General features: G+C 67.1%; 18 protein-coding genes. 15 read left to right on the top strand and 3 right to left on the bottom strand.

Annotated features, from left to right (window positions below; translation table 11 throughout):
* Positions 1–137 precede the first annotated feature (137 nt).
* The 5 genes from parE to ABFG95_RS23930 all read left to right on the top strand — a co-directional run bounded on the left by parE (position 138) and on the right by ABFG95_RS23930 (position 7,094).
* The gene (gene parE / locus ABFG95_RS23910) at positions 138–2,099 is read left to right on the top strand and encodes a DNA topoisomerase IV subunit B (RefSeq protein WP_068952864.1); all 1,962 of its coding nucleotides are present in this window, start codon (positions 138–140) and stop codon (positions 2,097–2,099) included.
* Positions 2,099–2,710, top strand: a complete 612-nt coding sequence (locus ABFG95_RS23915) for a YcxB family protein (protein ID WP_063582831.1) — start codon at positions 2,099–2,101, stop codon at positions 2,708–2,710. Before parE ends, ABFG95_RS23915 begins: the two co-directional genes overlap by 1 nt.
* Before the next feature lie 35 nt (positions 2,711–2,745).
* On the top strand, positions 2,746–5,067 hold the full coding sequence (gene parC, locus ABFG95_RS23920; protein WP_278992902.1) for a DNA topoisomerase IV subunit A: 2,322 nt from the start codon (positions 2,746–2,748) through the stop codon (positions 5,065–5,067).
* Between the two features lie 144 nt (positions 5,068–5,211).
* Entirely contained in the window at positions 5,212–5,835 is a 624-nt protein-coding gene (locus tag ABFG95_RS23925; protein ID WP_059269727.1) for a TetR/AcrR family transcriptional regulator, read from the top strand.
* Complete coding sequence (locus ABFG95_RS23930; protein WP_278992903.1) at positions 5,832–7,094, top strand: DUF418 domain-containing protein; 1,263 nt, start codon at positions 5,832–5,834, stop codon at positions 7,092–7,094. The genes ABFG95_RS23925 and ABFG95_RS23930 overlap by 4 nt, the downstream gene beginning before the upstream one ends.
* 12 nt (positions 7,095–7,106) lie before the next feature.
* Here ABFG95_RS23930 and ABFG95_RS23935 read toward each other — a convergent pair whose 3' ends face one another.
* Together ABFG95_RS23935 and ABFG95_RS23940 are read right to left on the bottom strand one after the other, a co-directional pair.
* On the bottom strand, positions 7,107–8,447 hold the full coding sequence (locus ABFG95_RS23935; RefSeq protein ID WP_063569561.1) for an aspartate aminotransferase family protein: 1,341 nt from the start codon (positions 8,445–8,447) through the stop codon (positions 7,107–7,109).
* 70 nt (positions 8,448–8,517) lie between these two features.
* Positions 8,518–9,459, bottom strand: coding sequence for a MurR/RpiR family transcriptional regulator (locus ABFG95_RS23940; protein WP_175146169.1), 942 nt, complete (start codon positions 9,457–9,459; stop codon positions 8,518–8,520).
* A 249-nt stretch (positions 9,460–9,708) separates the two neighbouring features.
* On the opposite strand from ABFG95_RS23940, the gene ABFG95_RS23945 reads away from it, so the two are divergent.
* The 6 genes from ABFG95_RS23945 to ABFG95_RS23970 all read left to right on the top strand — a co-directional run bounded on the left by ABFG95_RS23945 (position 9,709) and on the right by ABFG95_RS23970 (position 14,677).
* On the top strand, positions 9,709–10,257 hold the full coding sequence (locus ABFG95_RS23945) for a MarR family transcriptional regulator (protein WP_049075229.1): 549 nt from the start codon (positions 9,709–9,711) through the stop codon (positions 10,255–10,257).
* Positions 10,254–10,814 carry a diaminobutyrate acetyltransferase gene (gene ectA, locus ABFG95_RS23950; protein WP_049075228.1) on the top strand — a complete coding sequence of 187 codons (561 nt, stop codon included), beginning with the start codon at positions 10,254–10,256 and terminating at the stop codon, positions 10,812–10,814. Before ABFG95_RS23945 ends, ectA begins: the two co-directional genes overlap by 4 nt.
* A gap of 120 nt (positions 10,815–10,934) precedes the next feature.
* Positions 10,935–12,242, top strand: a complete 1,308-nt coding sequence (gene ectB / locus ABFG95_RS23955) for a diaminobutyrate--2-oxoglutarate transaminase (protein WP_238910117.1) — start codon at positions 10,935–10,937, stop codon at positions 12,240–12,242.
* Positions 12,239–12,643 (top strand): ectoine synthase, encoded by a 405-nt coding sequence (locus tag ABFG95_RS23960; protein WP_006387829.1) that lies wholly within the window; start codon positions 12,239–12,241, stop codon positions 12,641–12,643. Before ectB ends, ABFG95_RS23960 begins: the two co-directional genes overlap by 4 nt.
* Before the next feature lie 15 nt (positions 12,644–12,658).
* Positions 12,659–13,585, top strand: a complete 927-nt coding sequence (gene thpD / locus ABFG95_RS23965; RefSeq protein WP_063584031.1) for an ectoine hydroxylase — start codon at positions 12,659–12,661, stop codon at positions 13,583–13,585.
* Positions 13,586–13,804: 219 nt separating this feature from the next.
* Entirely contained in the window at positions 13,805–14,677 is an 873-nt protein-coding gene (locus ABFG95_RS23970; protein WP_063582826.1) for an MOSC N-terminal beta barrel domain-containing protein, read from the top strand.
* A 37-nt stretch (positions 14,678–14,714) separates the two neighbouring features.
* Here the strand turns inward: ABFG95_RS23970 and sugE are convergent, their stop codons facing one another.
* Complete coding sequence (sugE, locus tag ABFG95_RS23975) at positions 14,715–15,032, bottom strand: quaternary ammonium compound efflux SMR transporter SugE (protein ID WP_049075218.1); 318 nt, start codon at positions 15,030–15,032, stop codon at positions 14,715–14,717.
* A gap of 267 nt (positions 15,033–15,299) precedes the next feature.
* Between sugE and panD the strand changes: the two genes are divergently transcribed.
* The 4 genes from panD (at position 15,300) to ABFG95_RS23995 (ending at position 19,588) form a co-directional block, all read left to right on the top strand.
* A complete protein-coding gene (gene panD, locus ABFG95_RS23980) occupies positions 15,300–15,668 on the top strand; it encodes an aspartate 1-decarboxylase (RefSeq protein WP_054503932.1) in 369 nt (122 codons plus the stop codon).
* Positions 15,669–15,744: 76 nt separating this feature from the next.
* On the top strand, positions 15,745–16,791 hold the full coding sequence (locus tag ABFG95_RS23985; protein WP_049075214.1) for a CDP-6-deoxy-delta-3,4-glucoseen reductase: 1,047 nt from the start codon (positions 15,745–15,747) through the stop codon (positions 16,789–16,791).
* Positions 16,792–16,986: 195 nt separating this feature from the next.
* Positions 16,987–18,243 carry a D-amino acid dehydrogenase gene (locus ABFG95_RS23990; RefSeq protein ID WP_049075213.1) on the top strand — a complete coding sequence of 419 codons (1,257 nt, stop codon included), beginning with the start codon at positions 16,987–16,989 and terminating at the stop codon, positions 18,241–18,243.
* A gap of 4 nt (positions 18,244–18,247) precedes the next feature.
* Positions 18,248–19,588 carry an extracellular solute-binding protein gene (locus ABFG95_RS23995; RefSeq protein ID WP_054417801.1) on the top strand — a complete coding sequence of 447 codons (1,341 nt, stop codon included), beginning with the start codon at positions 18,248–18,250 and terminating at the stop codon, positions 19,586–19,588.
* Positions 19,589–19,775: the final 187 nt, after the last annotated feature.

A 19,775-nucleotide genomic window follows, 5' to 3' on the forward strand; every position in this document is an offset into this window, starting at 1 on the left:
GGATCCGCTGGCTGTGTCTCTATCGTCATCCTACCGAATTCGGAGCTGGTCAGGTCGTGCGCATCCCACCCGGAGCCGCGCAGAATCTGGGCTTATCCGTAAAATGTCGGTTTTTTTCCACAGATGTTGGGGATAACTTGGCCACTCCACGTTACAACGAGGCGTCCATCCGCGTCCTGAAAGGGCTGGAGCCCGTGCGGCAGCGCCCGGGCATGTACACCCGCACCGAAAACCCCCTGCACATCGTGCAGGAAGTCATCGACAACGCCGCGGACGAGGCCTTGGCCGGCCACGGCAAGCAGATCCTGGTCACGCTGCACATCGACGGCAGCGTCTCCGTCGAGGACGACGGCCGCGGCATTCCCGTGGGCCTGCACCCCGAGGAAAACGCCCCCGTGGTCGAGCTGGTCTTCACCCGGCTGCACGCGGGCGGCAAGTTCGACAAGGCCGGCGGCGGCGCGTACGCCTTTTCCGGCGGCCTGCACGGCGTCGGTGTATCCGTCACCAACGCCCTGGCCACCCGCCTCGAAGTGGTGGTCTGGCGCGACGGCACCGTCAACCGCCTGGTGTTCAAGGGCGGCGACGTCGCCGAACCGCTGGCGCCCTACGACCAAGGCGGCCGCAAGAAATCCGGCACCCGCGTGCGGGTCTGGCCGGACGCCAAATATTTCGACAGCCCCAATATCCCGCTGGGCGAGCTGACCCACCTGCTGCGCAGCAAGGCCGTGCTGCTGCCGGGCGTGAAGGTCTCGCTGGTCAACGAAAAGACCGGCGACACCAAGACCTGGCAGTATCAGGACGGCCTGCGCGGCTACCTGTCCGAGGCGCTGGCGGGCGCCGAACTGATGGTGCCGTTCTTCGAAGGCCAGCAATATGCCGGCGCCGACCACGAAACCTTCGCCGAAGGCGAGGGCGCCCAATGGGTGGTGGCCTGGACCGAAGATGGCAACGCGGTGCGCGAGTCGTACGTCAACCTGATCCCGACGCCGGCCGGCGGCACCCACGAGTCGGGCCTGCGCGAAGGCCTGTTCGGCGCCGTCAAGGGCTTTGCCGAGCTGCACAGCCTGCTGCCCAAGGGCGTGAAGCTGCTGCCCGAGGACGTGTTCGCCCGCGCCAGTTTCGTGCTGTCCGCCAAGGTGTTGGACCCGCAATTCCAGGGCCAGATCAAGGAACGCCTGAACAGCCGCGACGCCGTGCGCCTGGTGGGCGGGTTCGCCAAGAGCGCGCTCGACCTGTGGCTGCACAGCAATGTCGAATACGGCAAGAAGCTGGCCGAACTGGCCATCCGCCAGGCGCAGGCGCGCCAGCGTTCGGCGCAGAAGGTCGAAAAGCGCAAGAGTTCCGGCGTGGCAGTGCTGCCCGGCAAGCTGACCGACTGCGAATCCAGCGACGCCACCCGCACCGAGGTCTTCCTGGTCGAGGGCGACTCGGCCGGCGGCTCGGCCAAGATGGGCCGCGACAAGGAATTCCAGGCCATCCTGCCGCTGCGCGGCAAGGTGCTCAATTCCTGGGAGGTCGACCGCGACCGCCTGTTCGCCAACAACGAGATCCACGACATCTCCGTCGCCATCGGCGTCGATCCGCACGGCCCGGGCGATTCGCCCGACCTGTCGGGATTGCGCTACGGCCGCATCTGCATCCTGTCGGACGCCGACGTCGACGGCTCGCACATCCAGGTGCTGCTGCTGACGCTGTTCTACAAGCACTTTCCCAAGCTGGTCGAGGCCGGCCACGTCTACGTCGCCAAGCCGCCGCTGTTCCGCCTGGACGTGCCGGCGCAGGGCAAGCGCCCGGCGCGCAAGATCTACTGCCTGGACGAAGGCGAGCTGGAAGCCGCGCAGGACAAGCTGCGCAAGGAAGGCTCGCGCGAAAGCAGCTGGTCGGTCAGCCGCTTCAAGGGCCTGGGCGAAATGAACCCCGAGCAGCTGTGGGAAACCACCATGAATCCGGACACGCGCCGGCTGCTGCCGGTGGGCTATGGCGACCAGACCCCTGAAGACACCACCCGCATGTTCGACATGCTGATGGGCAAGGGCGAGTCCTCGCAACGCCGCGCCTGGATCGAAGAAAAGGGCAACCTGGCGGAGCTGGATATCTGATGACGCCGTCCGCGTCCCCGCCGCCGTCCGCCGCCATGGCGGTGGACCTGACCGCCGACGACTACGCCGAATTCGCGGCCTACGTGTACAAGCGGCCGGAACTGCGCCGCCGCCGCTACCTGTCGCACCTGCGTTTCGCGGTGTTGATGGTGGTGGTCCTGCTGGGCTATCTGGTCTGGCAGACCTGGGACGGGCACGGCCCCAACTGGGGCGCGCTGTTGCCGGTGTACTTCGAGGGGCTGGCGGTGGGCCTGGGCATCCTGGCGCTGCTGGCGCTGGCCTACGAGTTCGTGCTGCCTGGACTGGTGCGCATGAACACGCGCCGCATGCTGGCCAAGCGGCCCGACGGCTTGTTCCTGGGGCGCCACCAGCTGGTGTTCGGCGCCGACGGCATCGAGGACAGCATTGCCGACGCCTCGGGGCGCATCGACTGGGGCGACGTGCGGCGGGTCGAGGAAACGCCGCAGCATCTGTATGTCATCCTGGGGACGCTGCAAGGCGTGATCATTCCCAAGCGCGGGCAGGACGCCGCCACCCTGGACGCGGTGCGCGCCCAGTTGCGCGAGCACGTGGCCGATGCCCAGCTGCTGGGCGCCGCGCGTCCCCAATGACGCCGTTTCAATGAATTTGTCTACCTGAAACCATCATGACCGACAGCAATCAACAAGGTTTGTTCGACGCCGCGCCCGACGAGGGCGGCGATGCCGCCATCACCCTGGCGCGCTACGCCGAACAGGCCTATCTGGACTACGCAGTGTCCGTGGTGCGGGGCCGCGCCCTGCCGGACGTGGGTGACGGGCAGAAGCCCGTGCAGCGCCGCATCCTGTTCGCGATGCAGGCCATGGGACTGGGCGCGGGCGCCAAGCCCGTCAAGTCGGCCCGCGTCGTCGGCGACGTGCTGGGCAAGTACCACCCGCACGGCGACCAGGCCGCCTATGACGCCATGGTGCGCATGGCGCAGGACTTCTCCCTGCGCTATCCGCTGATCGACGGCCAGGGCAACTTCGGTTCGCGCGACGGCGACAACGCCGCCGCCATGCGCTACACCGAAGCGCGCCTGACGCCGATCGCCAAGCTGCTGCTGGACGAACTGGACGAAGGCACGGTCGATTTCGTGCCCAACTACGACGGCAGCCAGCAGGAGCCGCAGATGCTGCCGGCGCGCCTGCCGGTGATGCTGCTGAACGGCGCCTCAGGCATTGCGGTCGGCATGGCCACCGAGATCCCGCCGCACAACCTGCGCGAAGTGGCGCAGGCCTGCGTGGCGCTGATCAAGCAGCCGCAACTGCCGGACGCCGAGCTGTTCGGCATGATCCCCGGCCCGGACTTCGCCGGCGGCGGCCAGATCATCACGCCGGCCGCCGACATCGCGCAGATCTACGCCGGCGGGCGCGGCTCGCTCAAGGTGCGGGCGCGCTGGCAGTTCGAGGAAATGGCGCGCGGCCAGTGGCAATTGGTGGTCACCGAGCTGCCGCCGGGCACCTCCTGCCAGAAGGTGCTCGAAGAGATCGAGGAAATCACCAACCCCAAGGTCAAGAGCGGCAAGAAGAGCCTGACGCCGGAGCAGACGCAGGCCAAGGCCGTCATGCTGAACCTGCTGGACGCAGTGCGCGACGAATCCGGCAAGGACGCCGCCGTGCGCCTCGTGTTTGAACCCAAGACCTCGCGCGTCGACCGCGACGAGTTCGTCAACACGCTGCTGGCGCAGACCAGCATGGAAAGCAGCGCCTCGGTCAACCTGGTCTGCATCGGCACCGACGGCCGCCCGCGCCAGAAGGGCCTGCGCGACATCCTCACCGAATGGCTGGCGTTCCGCACCAACACCGTGATGCGCCGCACCCGCTTCCGCCTGGACAAGGTCATCGACCGTATCCACGTGCTGGAAGGCCGCATGGTGGTCTACCTGAATGTGGACGAGGTGATCCAGACCATCCGCGAATCGGACGAGCCGCGCGCGGCGCTGATGGAGCGCTTCAAGCTGTCCGAGCGCCAGGCCGAGGACATCCTCGAAATGCGCCTGCGTCAGCTGGCGCGCCTGGAAGGCTTCAAGATCGAGCAGGAGCTCGCGGACAAGTGCAAGGAACAGGTTGCGTTGCAGGAACTGCTGGACAATCCCAACGCGCTCAAGCGCCTGCTGGTCAAGGAAATCGAGGCCGACGCCAAGCAGTATGGCGACGATCGCCGCACCCTGATCGAGACCGCCGAACGCGCCGTGCTCGAGACCAAGGTGCTGGACGAGCCCGTTACGGTGATCGTGTCGCAGAAGGGCTGGCTGCGCGCCCGCCAGGGCCACGGCCACGACGCCTCGCAATTCGCCTTCAAGCAGGGCGACGATCTCTACGGCGCCTTCGAATGCCGCACCACCGACACGCTGATCGCCATGGGCGACAACGGCCGCGTCTATTCGGTGCCGGTGTCCGGCCTGCCGTCGGCGCGCGGCGACGGCCAGCCGGTCACCACCATGATCGACCTGGAAAGCGGTACCCGCATCGTCCACACCATCGCGGCGGCGGCCGACAGCCGCTGGTTGCTGGCCACGCGCGGCGGCTACGGCTTTGCCGCCAGGCTGTCGGATATGACCAGCCGCCAGCGCGCCGGCAAGCAGTTCATCACGCTGGAGGCGGGCGACGAACTGTTGCGTCCGGTGCCGCTGTTCGAGGGCGCCACGCAACTGGCGCTGCTGTCGCAGAAGGGCAAGTTCCTGGTGTTCGGGCTGGACGAGGTCAAATCGTTGTCCGGCGGCGGACGCGGCACCATCCTGATGGGGCTGGACGGCGCCGACAAGCTGGATCAGACCGTGCCGATCGGCGCGCTCGGCCTGCGCGCGGCGGGCATCTACCGCAACAAGCACACCGAAGACATCCTGGCGGGCGCGGCGCTGGCGGTGTACGTCGGCAAGCGCGCGCGCAAAGGGCGGGCGCTGGACGTGCGGCCCAAGCAGCCGCTGCTGTCGCCGGTATTGGGCTGATCGCGGTCCGGTTGGCGATGTCCCTCAACGGCGGACCCCGCAAGGTCCGCCGTTTTGGTTTCCGGAACCGCGACTTGACGTTGTCCGGGAGCCCGATATTTAATAGATAGATCAATCAGTCTATTAATTGATCTCTGACGCAGTATGCGCAAAATCGACCCCGCCCGGCAGCAGGAGCGGCGCCGCCAGATCCTGGCCGCCGCCGCCGAGTGTTTCGCCGAAAACGGCTTCCATGCCACCTCGACCGCGCAGATCTGCGCGCGCGCGGGGATGAGTCCCGGCAACCTGTTCCATTACTACGCCAGCAAGGCCGAGATCATCGAGGCGCTGATCGCGTCCGACACCGACGCGTTGCGCGCACGCCGCCAGGCCGGCGCCGTCGCGGGCGATGCGCGCGCCGCGTTGATCGGCTGGATCGACGAGAACCTCGCGCAGTACCGCGATCCGGGTTTCGCGCGGTTGGGTATGGAGATCCTGGCCGAGGCAGTGCGCAACCCCCGTGTGCACACGTTGGTCATGGCCAACGAAGACGAGCGCAAGGCATCGCTGGCGGCGCTGCTGGCGGCGGTATGGCAGGACGCGCCGCCGGACGCCATGCCGCGCCCCGTGTCCGAAATGACCGACCTGCTGTTGCTGCTGCTGGACGGCATCTACAGCCGATCGGTGGTGGACCCGCGGTTCGACGCGGCGGCCGGCGGGCGGCTGCTCGAGGCGGCATTGCAGGGTTGCCTGCCGCCGGCGCCCGACACGGCGGGCGGGCGGTCATGAACGTCCCCCTGAACGCTCCTGTCAGCGCCGTTGCGGGCGCCGCCACGGTGGCCCCGCCGCGCCTTGCCCACGTCGACGCGCTGCGCGGCTTCGCGCTGTTCGGCATCCTGGTCGTCAACATTGGCGTGTTCGCCTCGCCGTTCTACGCCAACGGCATTACCGACCCCGCCTTCTCGCGGCCGTGGGACCTAGCGATGCGATGGCTGGTGGCGTGGTTGTTCGAGACCAAGTTCTACCTGCTGTTTTCGTTTCTGTTCGGCTATAGCTTCACCTTGCAGATGAGCGCGGCCGAGCGCGGCGGCGCCGCCTTCGGGCCGCGCTTCCTGCGGCGCCTGCTCGGTCTGGCGTTGCTGGGGCTGGCGCACGCGGTGCTGTTCTACCAGGGCGACATCCTGCTGACCTACGCGGCGTTGGGCGTGGTGCTGATGGCGTGCCGCCGCATGGCTCCGGGGCGCGCCTTGCGCCGCGCGCTGTGGCTGATCGGGTTGGTGTCGCTGGCCTGGACGCTGCTGGGCGCGCTGAGCCTGCTCGATCCCGCCGGCACCGTCGAATTGAGCCGCGCCGCCAATGGGGTTGCGGTGGCCGATTCGCAGGCCGCCATCGAGGCCTATCGCGGCACCATCGGCAGCACTGTGGCCCGCCATTGGCATGAGCTGACCACCAGCATCTGGGGCGTCATCCTGCTGGTGCAGGGGCCTTTTGTCTTCGCCATGTTCCTGGTCGGCTACGCGCTGGGCCGGCGCCAGGCGCTGGCCGATCCGTGGCGCCAGCCGCGCGCGTTGTGGCTGTTGTGCGCGCTGGGGGCGTTGCCCGGGCTGGCCGGGTCCGCCGCCTATGCGACCACCGCCTTGCCGTCGATGTCCCCGTTGTGGGAAACCCCGGGCCTGGCCATGGACCTGTTCACGGCGCCGCTGTTGAGCATGTCGTACGCCGCGGCGCTGCTGCTGGCGATGCGCACGCGACCGGGCGCCGCGCTGGCGCGTACGCTGGCGCCGGCCGGCCGCATGGCGCTGAGCAACTACCTGATGCAATCGGTGGTGTGCGCGTTCCTCTTCACTGGCTGGGGCCTGCGCCTGACGGGCAGCGTGTCGCCGGGCGCGGGCCTGGCGATCGCCGTGGGGATCTTTCTGGCGCAGCTGCCGCTGTCGGCGTGGTGGCTGCGCCGCCACGCCTACGGCCCGGTCGAATGGCTGCTGCGCGCGCTGACCGTCGGCGCCTGGCCCGCGTGGCGCCGCCAGCCGACGCCGCCGGCCGGCTAGGCCGCCTGCGGTTCAGCGGCCGCTGTCGGCAATGGCGGCGTCGATAGCGCCGGCCAGGCGTTCGGTCAGTTGGTCCAGCTCGTCGTCCGTGATGATGAAGGGCGGGGCCAGCAGCACGTGGTCGCCCTGGCGGCCATCGATGGTGCCGCCCATCGGATAGACCATCAGGCCGCGCGCCATGGCTTCGCGCTTGATGCGCGCATGCAGCGACAGGGCCGGGTCGAAGGTCGCTTTGCTGGCGCGGTCCCGCACCAGTTCCACGCCCATGAACAGCCCGCGGCCGCGGATATCGCCGACGTGCGGATGGTCGCCCAGCGCCTGCCGCAGGCGCTGGCGCAGTCCCTCGCCCTGGGCGCGCACGCGCGCCAGCAGGTTGTCGCGCTTGATCACCTGCTGCACCGCCAGCGAGGCCGCGCACGCGGTGGCGTGGCCCAGGTAGGTGTGGCCGTGCTGGAAGAAGCCGCTGCCCTGCTGCATCGCCTGCACGATGCGTTCCTGCGCCATGACCGCGCCGATCGGCTGGTAGCCGCCGCCCAGGCCTTTGGCGATGGTGATCAGGTCGGGCGTGATGCCTTCCTGCTCGACGGCGTACAAGGTGCCGGTGCGGCCCATGCCGCACATGACCTCGTCGGCGATCAGCAGCACGCCGTGGCGATCGCAGACCTCGCGGATGCGGCGGAAGTAGCCCGGCACGGCGGTCACCGCGCCCGAGGTCGCGCCCACCACTGGCTCGGCAACAAAGGCCATCACGCTGTCGGGGCCGAGACGCTGGAAGGTCTGCTCCAGCTCCTGCGCCAGCCGTTCGGCGTATTGATCATCGGTTTCGCCAGCCGCTTGGTCGCGGTAGGCATAGCATGGCGACACGTGCGCCACGTCGATCAGCAGCGGCGCGAACTGCGCCCGGCGCCAGGCGTTGCCGCCCACCGCCAGCGCGCCCAGCGTGTTGCCGTGATAGCTCTGGCGCCGCGCCACGATGTGGCGGCGCTGCGGCTGGCCAATCTCGACGTAGTACTGGCGCGCCATCTTCAACGCGGCCTCGATCGCCTCCGAGCCGCCCGAGACGAAGTACGCATGCGAGGTGCCGGCCGGCGCGTCGGCCACCAGGGTGGCGGCCAACTGCTCGGCGACCTCGGTGGTGAAGAAGCTGGTGTGGGCATAGGCCAGCGCATCGATCTGCGCGTGCATCGCGGCCTGCACGTCGGGGTGGTTGTGCCCCAGGCACGAGACCGCGGCGCCTCCCGAACCGTCCAGATAGGCGCGGCCCTCCTGGTCATAGAGCCAGGCGCCCTGGCCGCGGACCGCGACCGGGGGCGTGCTGCGCAGGGAACGATGAAGGACTCGGGTGTGGGTCATGATGAGGAACTCCGGAGCGGGAAGGGCGGGTGACGGATGGCGAAAAGGTGGGAAGCGGCGCGCGGCGGGGTCATTCCGGAGCCGGCGCCGCGCCGCGCCCGCGCGGCGGGTCGCGCCAATAGGCGCCGTCGGCTCGCAGCCGCGCCTCGATCTCGTCCAGGCGTTGCAGCACCGCCTCGCCGCCGCGGGCCGCGAGCCGCGCGATCAGGTGTTCGGCCAGGCCCAGCAGACCCGCGGTGCTGTGGAAGAAGGACGCGGGATCCCGCGCCTCGCCGTCATCCGGCCCGGTGTCGGCGGGACGGGTGAAGCGCAACACATGGCGGGCGGCCCGCGCCACCGGGCTGGTGTCGCTGTCGGTCAGCGCCAGCACGGCGACGCCGCGGGCGGCGATCTCGCGGGTCAGGCGCACCGTCGCGGTCGGATAGGGGGCCTGCGATATCACCACGAGGGCGTCGCCGGCCTGCAGGCTGTCGGCATCCTCGGCCGCCGCGCCGCCCAGTCCATCGATCAGGATGCCGTTGCGGCGCAGCAGGTGGTAGGCATAGCGCATCTGGAAGGCGACGCCGAAGGCCGAGCGCGTCCCCAGGAAGCCGACCTGGCGCGCCCGTAGCAGGGTATCGACGGCGGCGTCGAACGCCACCGCGTCGTTGGTTTGCCAGACCGAGGCCAGAGCCGCCGTCTGCCATTGCGTCAGCGCATCCTGCCCCGCGCCGCCGGCCGGGTGGGCGTGCGCGGCCTGCAGACGCGCCGCGCGCTCGCGCAAGCCGTTGTCGGCGGCGCCGGCCAAAGCGCGTTGGAAGGGCGCGCGGAAGGCCTCGTAGCTGTCATGCCCGGCAGCGCGCGCCAGGCGCAGCATGGTGGCGGGGGAGACGCCCACTGCCTGCGCCTGCCGGCGCATCGACCACAGTCCCACTTCGGCCGGATTGGCCAGCACCCAATGCGCCGCGCGCTGTAATTCGGCGGGCAGGGTGGCGCTGAGGCGGCGCAGGTGGTCTTGCAGGGGCGCGATCATGGCGGAATAAGCGAAAGCAATAAAACAAATGCTACCGCTGTCTGGATAAAAATAAAACAGATGTTTTATTTGCGAAATATAGAACGATTCCGGCAAATCGTAACGACCGCCGTTCCCGGGGACGCCCCCGGCGACTTGACGACGGAATGCGCGGAAATGATTACAAAATGAGGGTCGATCCGGTTTGACACAGGGATAGGTCACCCATATCATTCGTATAGAAATCAATTTAGCTGAACTAATTCAGTCATGAATAAACAGACCGTAACCGACCCCGCGCAGCAATATGACCTGCGCATCCTGCGGGCACTGCGCCGGATCACACGATCCATCGCGTTGCATTCGCGCCAGCTGTCCGCGGTGAGCCATATCACCGCGCCGCAGCTGATGTGCCTGCGCACGGTCATTGCCAATGGGCCGATGACGGCCACGGCGATCAGCCGCGAGATCCACGTCAGCCCCAGCACGGTCGTCGGCATTCTCGACCGCCTGGAAGACAAGGGCCTGATCCGCCGCGAACGCGGCCGTGAAGACCGCCGCATTGTTTTCGTGACTGCCACCGACGCCGGCCGCGAGGTCGCGCAGCAGGCGCCGTCGCCGCTGCAAAAGCACCTGGCCGACGCGCTCAACGCGTTGCCGGAGCTGGAGCAGGCCACCATCACCCTGTCGCTCGAGCGCATCGTCGCGCTCATGGAAGAAGAGAGCGGGGTGGCGACGGAACCCCAGGGCGACGCGTCGTCGCCCATCCTCGAGGTGCCCACCGGTGGCGCGCCTCCCGAATCAGGATTGGTTGTATGAGAGCAAACGAACTGCACGACCCTACGAACTCAAGTGCCGTGGCGCCGGCGGCGGGCAGCAAAACGCATCTGTTGCGTGAGCCCCGCCGCAAGGACGGCGCCGCGATCCACCAGCTCATTTCCGAGTGCCCGCCACTCGACCTCAATTCCCTATACGCGTATCTGCTCCTGTGCGAGCACAACCGCGGCACCTGCGTCCTGGCCGAAAGCGCCGGAGGACGCATCGATGGATTTATCTCCGCTTACGTGCTTGCCGACCGGCCCGACGTGTTGTTCGTCTGGCAGGTCGCCGTGCACACCCGCGCACGCGGCCAACGGTTAGGCCGCGCCATGCTTCGGGCGCTCTTGCAACGCGAGGGGCTCGCGCATGTTCGTCATCTTGAAACCACGGTGGCGCCTGACAACCAGGCCTCGCGCCGCACCTTCGCCGGCCTGGCCGGCGAACTGGGCGCCCACGTCTCCGAGCAGCCGTTCTTCGACCGGCAACTGTTCGGCGGCGCGGACCATGACGACGAGATGTTGTTGAGGATAGGCCCGTTCACCTTGCCCGCTCCCTAGGCGGCAACGCGGTCCTGTCGAAAACCGGGATGGCTTTGACGCATCCGGATGCGCCTGGCGCGCATGCGGAAGGGATCTGGCCGTCTGTCAACTTATGAGATGAAAGGGAGGAATAATCACATGGACTTGAAAATCTTCGACCGGATGGAGTCGGAAGTACGGGGCTATATCCGGTCTTTTCCCGTGATCTTCAGCCAGGCCAGGGGATCGACGCTGGTGGATGAGGACGGTGGCGAGTACATCGACTTCTTCAGCGGCGCCGGCACGTTGAACTACGGCCACAACAATCCCATCTTCAAGGAAAAGCTGCTCGAGTACGTGCAGGCGGACGGCGTGGTGCATGGCCTGGACATGGCCACCAGCGCCAAGAAAAGCTTCCTCGAGGCGGTCGACCGCGTGCTGCTCAAGCCGCGCAACTGGCAATACACCCTGCAGTTCACCGGCCCCACCGGCACCAATGCGGTCGAGGCGGCGCTCAAGATCGCGCGCCAGGTGAAGGGGCGTCCCAATGTGATTTCCTTCACGCACGGCTTTCACGGCGTCAGCGGCGGCTCGCTGGCGGTGACCGCGAACATGAAGTTCCGCGATGCCTCCGGCTACCCGCTGGGCAACACCACGTTCATGCCCTATGACGGCTACTTCGGCCCGGACGTGGACACCATGGCCTACCTGGAGCGCATGCTGGAAGATCCCAGCAGCGGCATGGACAAGCCCGCCGCCGTCATCGTCGAGACGGTGCAGGGCGAGGGCGGCGTCAACGTCGCCACGCTGCGCTGGCTCAAGGAACTGGACAAGCTCTGCAAGCGCCACGACATGCTGCTGATCGTGGACGACATCCAGGTCGGCTGCGGCCGCACCGGCACCTTCTTCAGCTTCGAGGCCGCCGGCATCCGCCCCGACATCATCACGTTGTCCAAGTCGCTGTCGGGCTTTGGCCTGCCGATGTCGCTGGTGCTGATGAAGCCCGAGCTGGACGTCTGGAAGCCCGGCGCCCATAGCGGCACTTTCCGCGGCAACAACCTGGCCTTCGTCACCGCCACCCAGGCGCTGGAAACCTACTGGACCAACACCGCGTTCACCGCCGAGATCCAGCGCAAGGAGCGCATGGTGCGCGACTGGCTGGAAAACCTGGTGCACAGCTATCCCAACGCCGGCCTGTCGGTGCGTGGCCGCGGCCTGATCCAGGGCCTGGTCAGCAATGCCACCCCGGCGCTGTCCAACCGCATCGCCGCCAACGCCTTCAAGCGCGGCGTGGTCATCGAGACCTCGGGCGCGCATGACGAAGTGCTCAAGCTGCTGCCGGCGCTGACCATCGAGGAAGACCTGCTGTCCAAGGGCCTGGAAGTGATCGAGGCCAGCGTGGCCGACGCGCTGGCCGAAGAGGGGCAGTCCGCCCGCATCCTGAAATTTGGAGGAAAACGTCAATGATCGTACGCAATGTCAAAGATGTGATCGGCACCGCCGACGAAGTCCGCACCGATACCTGGGTCAGCCGCCGCGTGCTGCTCAAGAAGGACGGCATGGGCTTCTCCTTCCACGAAACCACCATCTTCCCGGGCGGGCGCACCCACATTCACTACAAGAATCACCTTGAAGCGGTGTGGTGCATCGAGGGCGACGGCTCCATCGAGACGATTGCCGACGGCAAGAAGTATGAACTCGGCCCGGGCGTGGTCTACGCGCTGAACGAGCACGACGAGCACTGGCTGTGCGGCGGCAAGGAGCCGCTGCGCGTCATCTGCGTCTTCAACCCGCCGCTGACCGGCCAGGAAGTGCACGATAAAGAGGGCGTCTACGCCCTGCCTGAAGCCGAAGCCCAAGCGGCCTGATACAAGGAGGTTCGCATGATCTCACCTGCGCAGGATCCGTACGCCTCCCGTACGGATCGCAGTTCCGCCATCATTTCCCGCCAGGATCCGGTGGTCTATGGAGAAGGCAAGTACGCCAACGCCCTGAGCGGCGAACAGATCGGCAGCTACGAGCGCGATGGCTTCCTGCTGCTGGAGGACGTGTTCTCCGAAGCCGAAGTGCGGGCGCTGTCGGCCGAGGTCGAGCGCATGACGCGCGACCCGTCGATCATCCGCCGCGAAGAGTCGATCACCGAGCCCGGCAGCAACGCCGTGCGCTCGATTTTCATGGTGCACGTGCTCAACCCCGTGCTGGCGCGCCTGGTGCGCGATCCGCGGCTGGTCAACGTGGCGCGCCAGATCCTGGGTTCCGAGGTCTACATCCACCAGTCCCGCGCCAACATGAAGCCCGGCTTCAAGGGCAAGGAGTTCTACTGGCACTCGGATTTCGAGACCTGGCACGTGGAAGACGGCATGCCGTCGATGCGCGCGCTCAGTTGCTCGGTGCTGCTGACCGAGAACAATGACTGCAACGGCCCGCTGATGCTGGTGCCGGGCTCGCATCGGCAGTTCATCTCGTGCGTCGGCGAAACCCCCAACGACCACTACAAGCAGTCGCTCAAGAAGCAGGAGTACGGCGTGCCGGATCCGGTCAGCCTGCAGTTGCTGGTCGAGCAGGGCGGCATCCGCACCATGACGGCCAAGGCCGGCTCGGTGGTGTTCTTCGACTGCAACACCATGCACGGCTCCAACAGCAACATCTCGCCGTGGCCGCGCGCCAACGTGTTCATGGTCTACAACAGCATGGAAAACACGCTGGAGCCGCCCAAGTACGGACTGACCCCGCGTCCCGAGCACATCGCCACCCGCAAGGCGTTCAAGGCCGTCACGCCGCTCGATACCTTGAAGCTGGTCGGCAGCTAGCGCGGCATGTTGTCCGCGGCGGATGCTTGCCGGCGCTGGTCGGGGCGTGGCCTGGCCGGCCGCGCGCGGGGGCGACCCATGCCGTTTCCGCTGCGCGCTTTCCCGTGAGGGAAAGAACGCCCGCGTCGCTTGCATGCGCCGCAGCCCAGGCCGTTCGGCCTGGGCTTTTTTTCGTCGTTCCGCTATGCTCTGCCGTCTTTCCCTGCCGGAAGTCGCATCATGTCCGCCCGCATCCTCAGCCTGCATATCTACCCGGTCAAATCCTGTGCCGGTATCGACCTGTCCGAGTCGCCCGTGGACCGCGCCGGGTTGGCCCACGACCGTCGCTGGATGCTGGTCGGGGCGGACGGCCATTTCATGACGCAGCGCCAGTGGGCGGCCATGGCCTTGATCCGCACGGCGCTCACGGCCGACACGCTGCGGCTTTCGGCGCCCGGCATGCCCGACCTGGACGTGCCGCTGGACGGCTCGGCGCTGCAGCCCGGGGTCGAAAGCGTGGGCGTCTGGAAGGACACGCTCGACGCGCGCCGCGAAAGCGAGGCCGCGGCGCAGTGGTGTTCGGATTTCCTCAAGACGCCTTGCCGCCTGTACAAGGTCGACACCGGAGCGACGCGGCCCGCCAAACCGGAATGGGTGGATAAGTGGGCCGAAAGCCATCCAGACCTGGCGCAGACGTTCGGGGGGGATCACTTCTTCGGCTTCGCCGATGGCTTCCCGTTGCTGGTGGCGAACCAGGCGTCGCTCGATGACCTGAACGCACGCCTGCAGGCCAAGGGCGTGGCCCCGGTGCCGATGGATCGGTTCCGTCCCAACATCGTGGTGCAGGGCGAGTGGGAGGCCTTCGAGGAAGACCATACCGCCATGATCACCACGGGCGCGGTCAGCATGGCATTGGTCAAGCCGTGCACGCGCTGCTCTATTCCCGACATCGACCAGCGCACCGCCGTGCAGCACGACGAGCCGGGCCGCACACTGGCGGGTTATCGCAACCTGGAGATCGGGGTGGTGTTTGGCCAGAATGCGATTGTCGATGCGCCGGCCGGCGCGCGCCTGAAAGTGGGCGACGCGGTCGAGATCGAATTGGATTTCTAGCGCGTCACGTCCCGGCGCGAGGCCGGGTCTTGCGCGATCAGGCCGACGTCAGCTTCAGGCCGATCAGGCCCAGCACAATCAGCGCGACGCTGGCGATGCGCAACCAGCTGATGGATTCACCGAACAGGATGATGCCGGCCACGAAGGCGCCGATGGTGCCGATGCCGACCCACACCGCGTAGGCGGTGCCCAGCGGCAGCGTCTTCATCGCCACGGCCAGCAGCCAGAAACTGATGAGCATGCCGCCAACGGTGACGAGCGACGGCGTCAGGCGGGTGAAGCCATGGGTGTATTTGAGGCCGACGGCCCAGACGATTTCGAACAGGCCAGCGAGGATGAGGATGATCCAGGTCATGACGACTCCTACTTGAGAGGGGTCGTCCCCGGATTGATGCGTTGCCGGCAATGGCCAATGCCGTCGTTGCCGATGGCAAATGCCGCCATGTGCGGGCGGGCGCAGCAACGGGCCGTCCCGTCGCGGCAAAAATTATAGAATACCGGCTTCCGACGGCAAAACCGGGTGCCGTTCGGTGCATGCCCGCGGATTCGCAACCGTCGCGGGTGTTTTCGCATTCATCGCATCACTTCGCGTTCCGGCACGCGAAACCAGGATATTTCCATCATGCAACGCATCATGTTGCGGGCAAAGCTGCACCGCGTCACGGTCACCGAAGCCGACCTTCACTATGAAGGCTCTTGCGGCATCGACGAAGACCTGCTGGACGCCGCCGGCATGCGCGAGTTCGAGCGCATCGAGCTCTACAACATCAACAATGGCGAGCGCTTTGACACCTACATCATCAAGGCGGCCCGCGGCAGCGGCATCATTTCGCTCAACGGCGCGGCCGCGCGTCGCGCCCAGGTCGGCGACCTGATGATCATCTGCACCTACGGTCCCATGTCCGAAGAAGAATCCGCCACCCACAAGCCGCAGGTCGTGCTGGTGGACGACGCCAACCGCGTCAAGGAAATCCGCAAGTTCCCGGCCTGAGGCCGGGCCGGGCGGCGCCTCGTGGGGTGTGTACCATGGGCGCCGTCAACCCTGATCCCCCCTGATACGTTTCATCATGAGCTTCCAGGTCATCATCCAACCCAGCAAGCATCAATTCCCGGTCGAGCCCGGCCAGACCGTGCTCGACGGCGCCCTGGCCGCGGGCATCGTGCTGCCCTACAGCTGCCGCAATGGCGCCTGCTCCACCTGCAAGGGCAAAGTGGTGTCCGGGGAATTCGACGCCGGCCAGTACCCCGCGCAGATCCTGTCGCCCGAGGAACTGGCCGATGGCTACACCCTGTTCTGTCAGGCCCGGCCCGCCTCCGACCTGGTGGTCGAGTCGACCGAAGTGCGCCTGGCCAGCGACATCCAGATCCGCAAGCTGCCTTCGCGCGTGCAGACCATGGAGCGCGCGGCGCCGGACGTGACCGTGCTCAAGCTGCAATTGCCGGCCTCGGAGCAGTTCCGTTACTACGCCGGCCAGTACATCGAGGTCATCCTCAAGGACGGCCGTCGCCGCAGCTATTCCATGGCCGGCGCGCCGCACACCGGCAGCCCGCTGGAACTGCACATCCGCCACCTGCCGGGCGGGGTCTTCACCGACCACGTGTTCGGCGCCGGCGACACGCAGATGAAAGAGCGCGAGATCCTGCGCCTGGAAGGCCCCTTCGGTTCGTTCTTCCTGCGCGAAGACAGCGACAAGCCGATCATCCTGCTGGCCAGCGGCACCGGTTTCGCGCCGGTCAAGGCCATCGTCGAACACATGATCCACAAGAACATCCGCCGTCCGGTGTCGCTGTACTGGGGCGGCCGCCGCCCGCGCGACCTCTACATGGACGAACTGGCGCAGTCGTGGGCCCGCGACCTGCCGGATTTCCGCTACGTGCCGGTGGTGTCCAATGCGCTCGAGGAAGACGGCTGGAGCGGCCGCGACGGCTTCGTGCACGAGGCCGTGCTGCAGGACATCCCCGACATGTCCGGTCACCAGGTCTACGCCTGCGGCGCGCCGCCGATGGTCGACGCCGCGCGGCGCGAATTCAGCGCCCAGTGCGGCCTGCCGCCCGAGGAGTTTTACGCGGACGCCTTTACTTCCGAGGCCGACCTGGCCAAAGCCGCGACCTGATTGAAATCCGCTCGCCGCCCATAGCGAAGGGGAGGGATCCGGCACGGGCGGGTTCCTCCCCTTTTTTTGATGAGGGCGGGCGTAGGCGAGGGCGGGGCGCCGGGGTAAACTGCGGTGTCATCTTGGCAGCGGCTTGCCGCGGGGGGCGGACATCGTGTCCGCGGGCCCGGCGGATACGCAGGGAGCAATGCGGGCATGAAAGTAGCGGTATTGGGTAGCGGCATCATCGGAATCTCCAGCGCCTGGTGGTTGAGCCAGGCCGGCCACGACGTCGTGGTCATCGACCGCTGCACCGGACCCGCCCAGGAGACCAGCCTCGCCAACGGCGCGCAGATTTCGGTTTCCTATGCGGAGCCCTGGGCCAATCCGCAGGCGCCCCTGAAGCTGCTCAAGTGGATGTTCCAGGACAACGCGCCGCTGCTGTTCCGTCCGCAGCTGGACTGGCGCCAGTGGATGTGGGGCCTGGCCTTCCTGCGCGAGTGCCTGCCCGGCCGCCTGGCGCCGAACATCCGCGCCATGGTCCGCATGGCCGAATACAGCCGCGCCACGCTGCGCGGCATGCGCGCCGAACTCGGCATCGAGTACGATCACCTCGAGCGCGGCATCCTGAATTTCTACCGCGACCAGCACGAATTCGAGAACTCGCAGCGCGCCGCCGGCCTGATGCGCGATTTCGGCGTCGAACGCCGCGTCGTCTCGACCGACGAGGTCATCGCCATCGAACCGGCCCTGGCGCCGCATCGCAACACCATCGTCGGGGGCGACTACACCCCCGAGGACGAAAGCGGCGACGTGCATCTGTTCACCGTCGCGCTGGCCGAGCGCTGCGCGCGCGCCGGGGTCGAATTCCGCTACAGCACCCGCGTCACCCGGCTCATCACCCAGGCCGGCGCCGTCAGCGGCGTCGAACTGATCGAGCCCGACGGCCGCTACGGCGCCCTGGCGGCCGACGCCTACGTGGTGGCCATGGGCAGCTTCAGCCCGTCGCTGCTGCGCCCGCTCGGCATCCCGTGCAATGTCTACCCGGCCAAGGGCTACTCGGCCACCTTCCCGGTCCTGAAACCCGACGGCGCGCCCACGGTCAGCCTGACCGACAGCAGCCACAAGGTGGTGTTCTCCCGCCTGGGCGACCGCCTGCGCATGGCCGGCACGGCCGAGCTGTCCGGCTATTCGCGCGGCCTGAACACCGGCCGCTGCGAAGCCATGACGCGGCTGGCCCGCGAACTCTTTCCCGACGCGCTCGATTTCGAGCGTGTCAGCTATTGGTCGGGCCTGCGCCCGTCCACTCCCTCGAACGTGCCCATCATCGGCCGCAGTCACATCCCGAATTTGTATATCAATACCGGACACGGTACTCTCGGCTGGACGATGGGCGTTGGCTCGGGCCGGGCACTGGCCGACCTGCTGAGCGGACGTCGTCCAGAACCGGAATTCCCTTTTCTTGGTCTATGAACCTATGAAGAAATTGCAATTGGCGGGCATTGCCCGCGCGATGTTCGCCAGCCGGCGCACATGGGTCTTTGGCGCCGCCATGGCGGTCGCGGGCGCGGTCCATGCCGCTCCCGTGGAAATCCAGGTCTGGCACACGCTGCCGGACGCCAACAAGGCCGAGTTCGAAAAGCTCGCCAAGCAGTACAACAAGGAGCAGGACCAGGTCAAAGTGACCCTGCGCGCCTTCCCGACGCAGGCGCAACTGCAACAGGAGGCCGCCGCCGCGGTCAAGGCCAAGAAGGCCCCCAACCTGGTGCAACTGAACGACAATCACTCGCCGGAAGTCGTGGCCGAACACAAGGCCATCCTGCCGATGTACGAATTGCTGGCCAAGTATCCGATCAAGGACCTGAACTGGTTCGTGCCGGCCACCAGCAGCTTCATCCGCGACGGCAAGGGCCGCCTGCTGGCCTTCCCGTGGATGGCCGAAGTGCCGGTGATGTTCTACAACACCGCCGCCTACAAGAAGGCCGGCCTCGACCCCAACAAGCCCGCCCGCACCTGGACCGGCCTGCAGGCCGAGTTGCTGAAGCTGCGTGACGTGGCTGACCTCGACTGTCCCTACGCCTCCAGCGACCAGGTTTCGATTCACCTGGAAAACCTGGCGCCGGTGAACAACCAGCAATACACCAGCAACAACAACGGCCTGGATGCGGTCACCAAGAAGAGCGCGGCGCCGGCGATGCAGTTCGACACGCTCTACATGCGTCACATCTCGCTGATGGTCAGCTGGAAGCGTTCGCTGCTGTTCATGGCGCACACCGCCGACAACAGCGCCGACAAGCTGTTCGCCAAGGGCGAATGCGCGGTGCTGACCGGCAACTCGGGTTCGTTCGGCCAGTTCCTGAACACCAAGTCGCTGTCGTTCGGCGTGGCGCCGCTGCCTTACTACGACCAGGTCACCCAGAACGGCGGCCAGCCGTTCGTGAGCGGCTCGGCCCTGTGGGCGCTCGAAGGCCGTCCCAAGGATGAGGAAAAGGCCACGGCGCAGTTCCTCGCCTGGCTGTCCAAGCCCGTCATCGCGGCGGAATGGCACCAGCGCACTGGCTACCTGCCGCTGACCGAAGCCGCGTTCCGCGCCTCGGATGTGTCGTTCTACAAGAGCATCCCCGGCGCGCAAGCCGTGGTGGCCTCGATGAGCGCTCGCCCGGTCGCCAACAGCCGCGGTTTCCGCATGGCCAACTACGACCGCATCGAGCCGGTGTTCAACCAGCAGCTCAACGACGCGCTGGAAGGCAAGACGCCGCCGGTGTCGGCGCTGAACAACGCCGCCAACCAGGCGCGTTCCATCGCCACGCAGCGTTAAGACAGTCCGCCGGCGGCGCCCGCGCGCCGTTTGGCAGCCGTCCGCAAGCCCGGTTTCCGAACCGGGCTTTTTTTCGGGCCACGCCCATGCCATCGGACGGGATATATCGGTCCATGCGTACATGCCGGTCTGTCGTTGCCGCCGGCTTGGGCTCACCATGCCTGGCGTGATGCGATCCGCTCCCGGG

Origin of the sequence: Achromobacter sp. HNDS-1 (assembly GCF_040084795.1) — a bacterium.
GTDB lineage: Bacteria > Pseudomonadota > Gammaproteobacteria > Burkholderiales > Burkholderiaceae_B > Achromobacter > Achromobacter ruhlandii.

Bases quoted from the DNA above. Each gene is read 5' to 3' on its own strand.
- ABFG95_RS23915 (WP_063582831.1), top strand. From the start codon at position 2,099: ATGACGCCGTCCGCGTCCCCGCCGCCGTCCGCCGCCATGGCGGTGGAC.
- parC (WP_278992902.1), top strand. From the start codon at position 2,746: ATGACCGACAGCAATCAACAAGGTTTGTTCGACGCCGCGCCCGACGAG.
- ABFG95_RS23925 (WP_059269727.1), top strand. From the start codon at position 5,212: ATGCGCAAAATCGACCCCGCCCGGCAGCAGGAGCGGCGCCGCCAGATC.
- ABFG95_RS23930 (WP_278992903.1), top strand. From the start codon at position 5,832: ATGAACGTCCCCCTGAACGCTCCTGTCAGCGCCGTTGCGGGCGCCGCC.
- ABFG95_RS23935 (WP_063569561.1), bottom strand. From the start codon at position 8,447: ATGACCCACACCCGAGTCCTTCATCGTTCCCTGCGCAGCACGCCCCCG.
- ABFG95_RS23940 (WP_175146169.1), bottom strand. From the start codon at position 9,459: ATGATCGCGCCCCTGCAAGACCACCTGCGCCGCCTCAGCGCCACCCTG.
- ABFG95_RS23945 (WP_049075229.1), top strand. From the start codon at position 9,709: ATGAATAAACAGACCGTAACCGACCCCGCGCAGCAATATGACCTGCGC.
- ectA (WP_049075228.1), top strand. From the start codon at position 10,254: ATGAGAGCAAACGAACTGCACGACCCTACGAACTCAAGTGCCGTGGCG.
- ectB (WP_238910117.1), top strand. From the start codon at position 10,935: ATGGACTTGAAAATCTTCGACCGGATGGAGTCGGAAGTACGGGGCTAT.
- ABFG95_RS23960 (WP_006387829.1), top strand. From the start codon at position 12,239: ATGATCGTACGCAATGTCAAAGATGTGATCGGCACCGCCGACGAAGTC.
- thpD (WP_063584031.1), top strand. From the start codon at position 12,659: ATGATCTCACCTGCGCAGGATCCGTACGCCTCCCGTACGGATCGCAGT.
- ABFG95_RS23970 (WP_063582826.1), top strand. From the start codon at position 13,805: ATGTCCGCCCGCATCCTCAGCCTGCATATCTACCCGGTCAAATCCTGT.
- sugE (WP_049075218.1), bottom strand. From the start codon at position 15,032: ATGACCTGGATCATCCTCATCCTCGCTGGCCTGTTCGAAATCGTCTGG.
- panD (WP_054503932.1), top strand. From the start codon at position 15,300: ATGCAACGCATCATGTTGCGGGCAAAGCTGCACCGCGTCACGGTCACC.
- ABFG95_RS23985 (WP_049075214.1), top strand. From the start codon at position 15,745: ATGAGCTTCCAGGTCATCATCCAACCCAGCAAGCATCAATTCCCGGTC.
- ABFG95_RS23990 (WP_049075213.1), top strand. From the start codon at position 16,987: ATGAAAGTAGCGGTATTGGGTAGCGGCATCATCGGAATCTCCAGCGCC.
- ABFG95_RS23995 (WP_054417801.1), top strand. From the start codon at position 18,248: ATGAAGAAATTGCAATTGGCGGGCATTGCCCGCGCGATGTTCGCCAGC.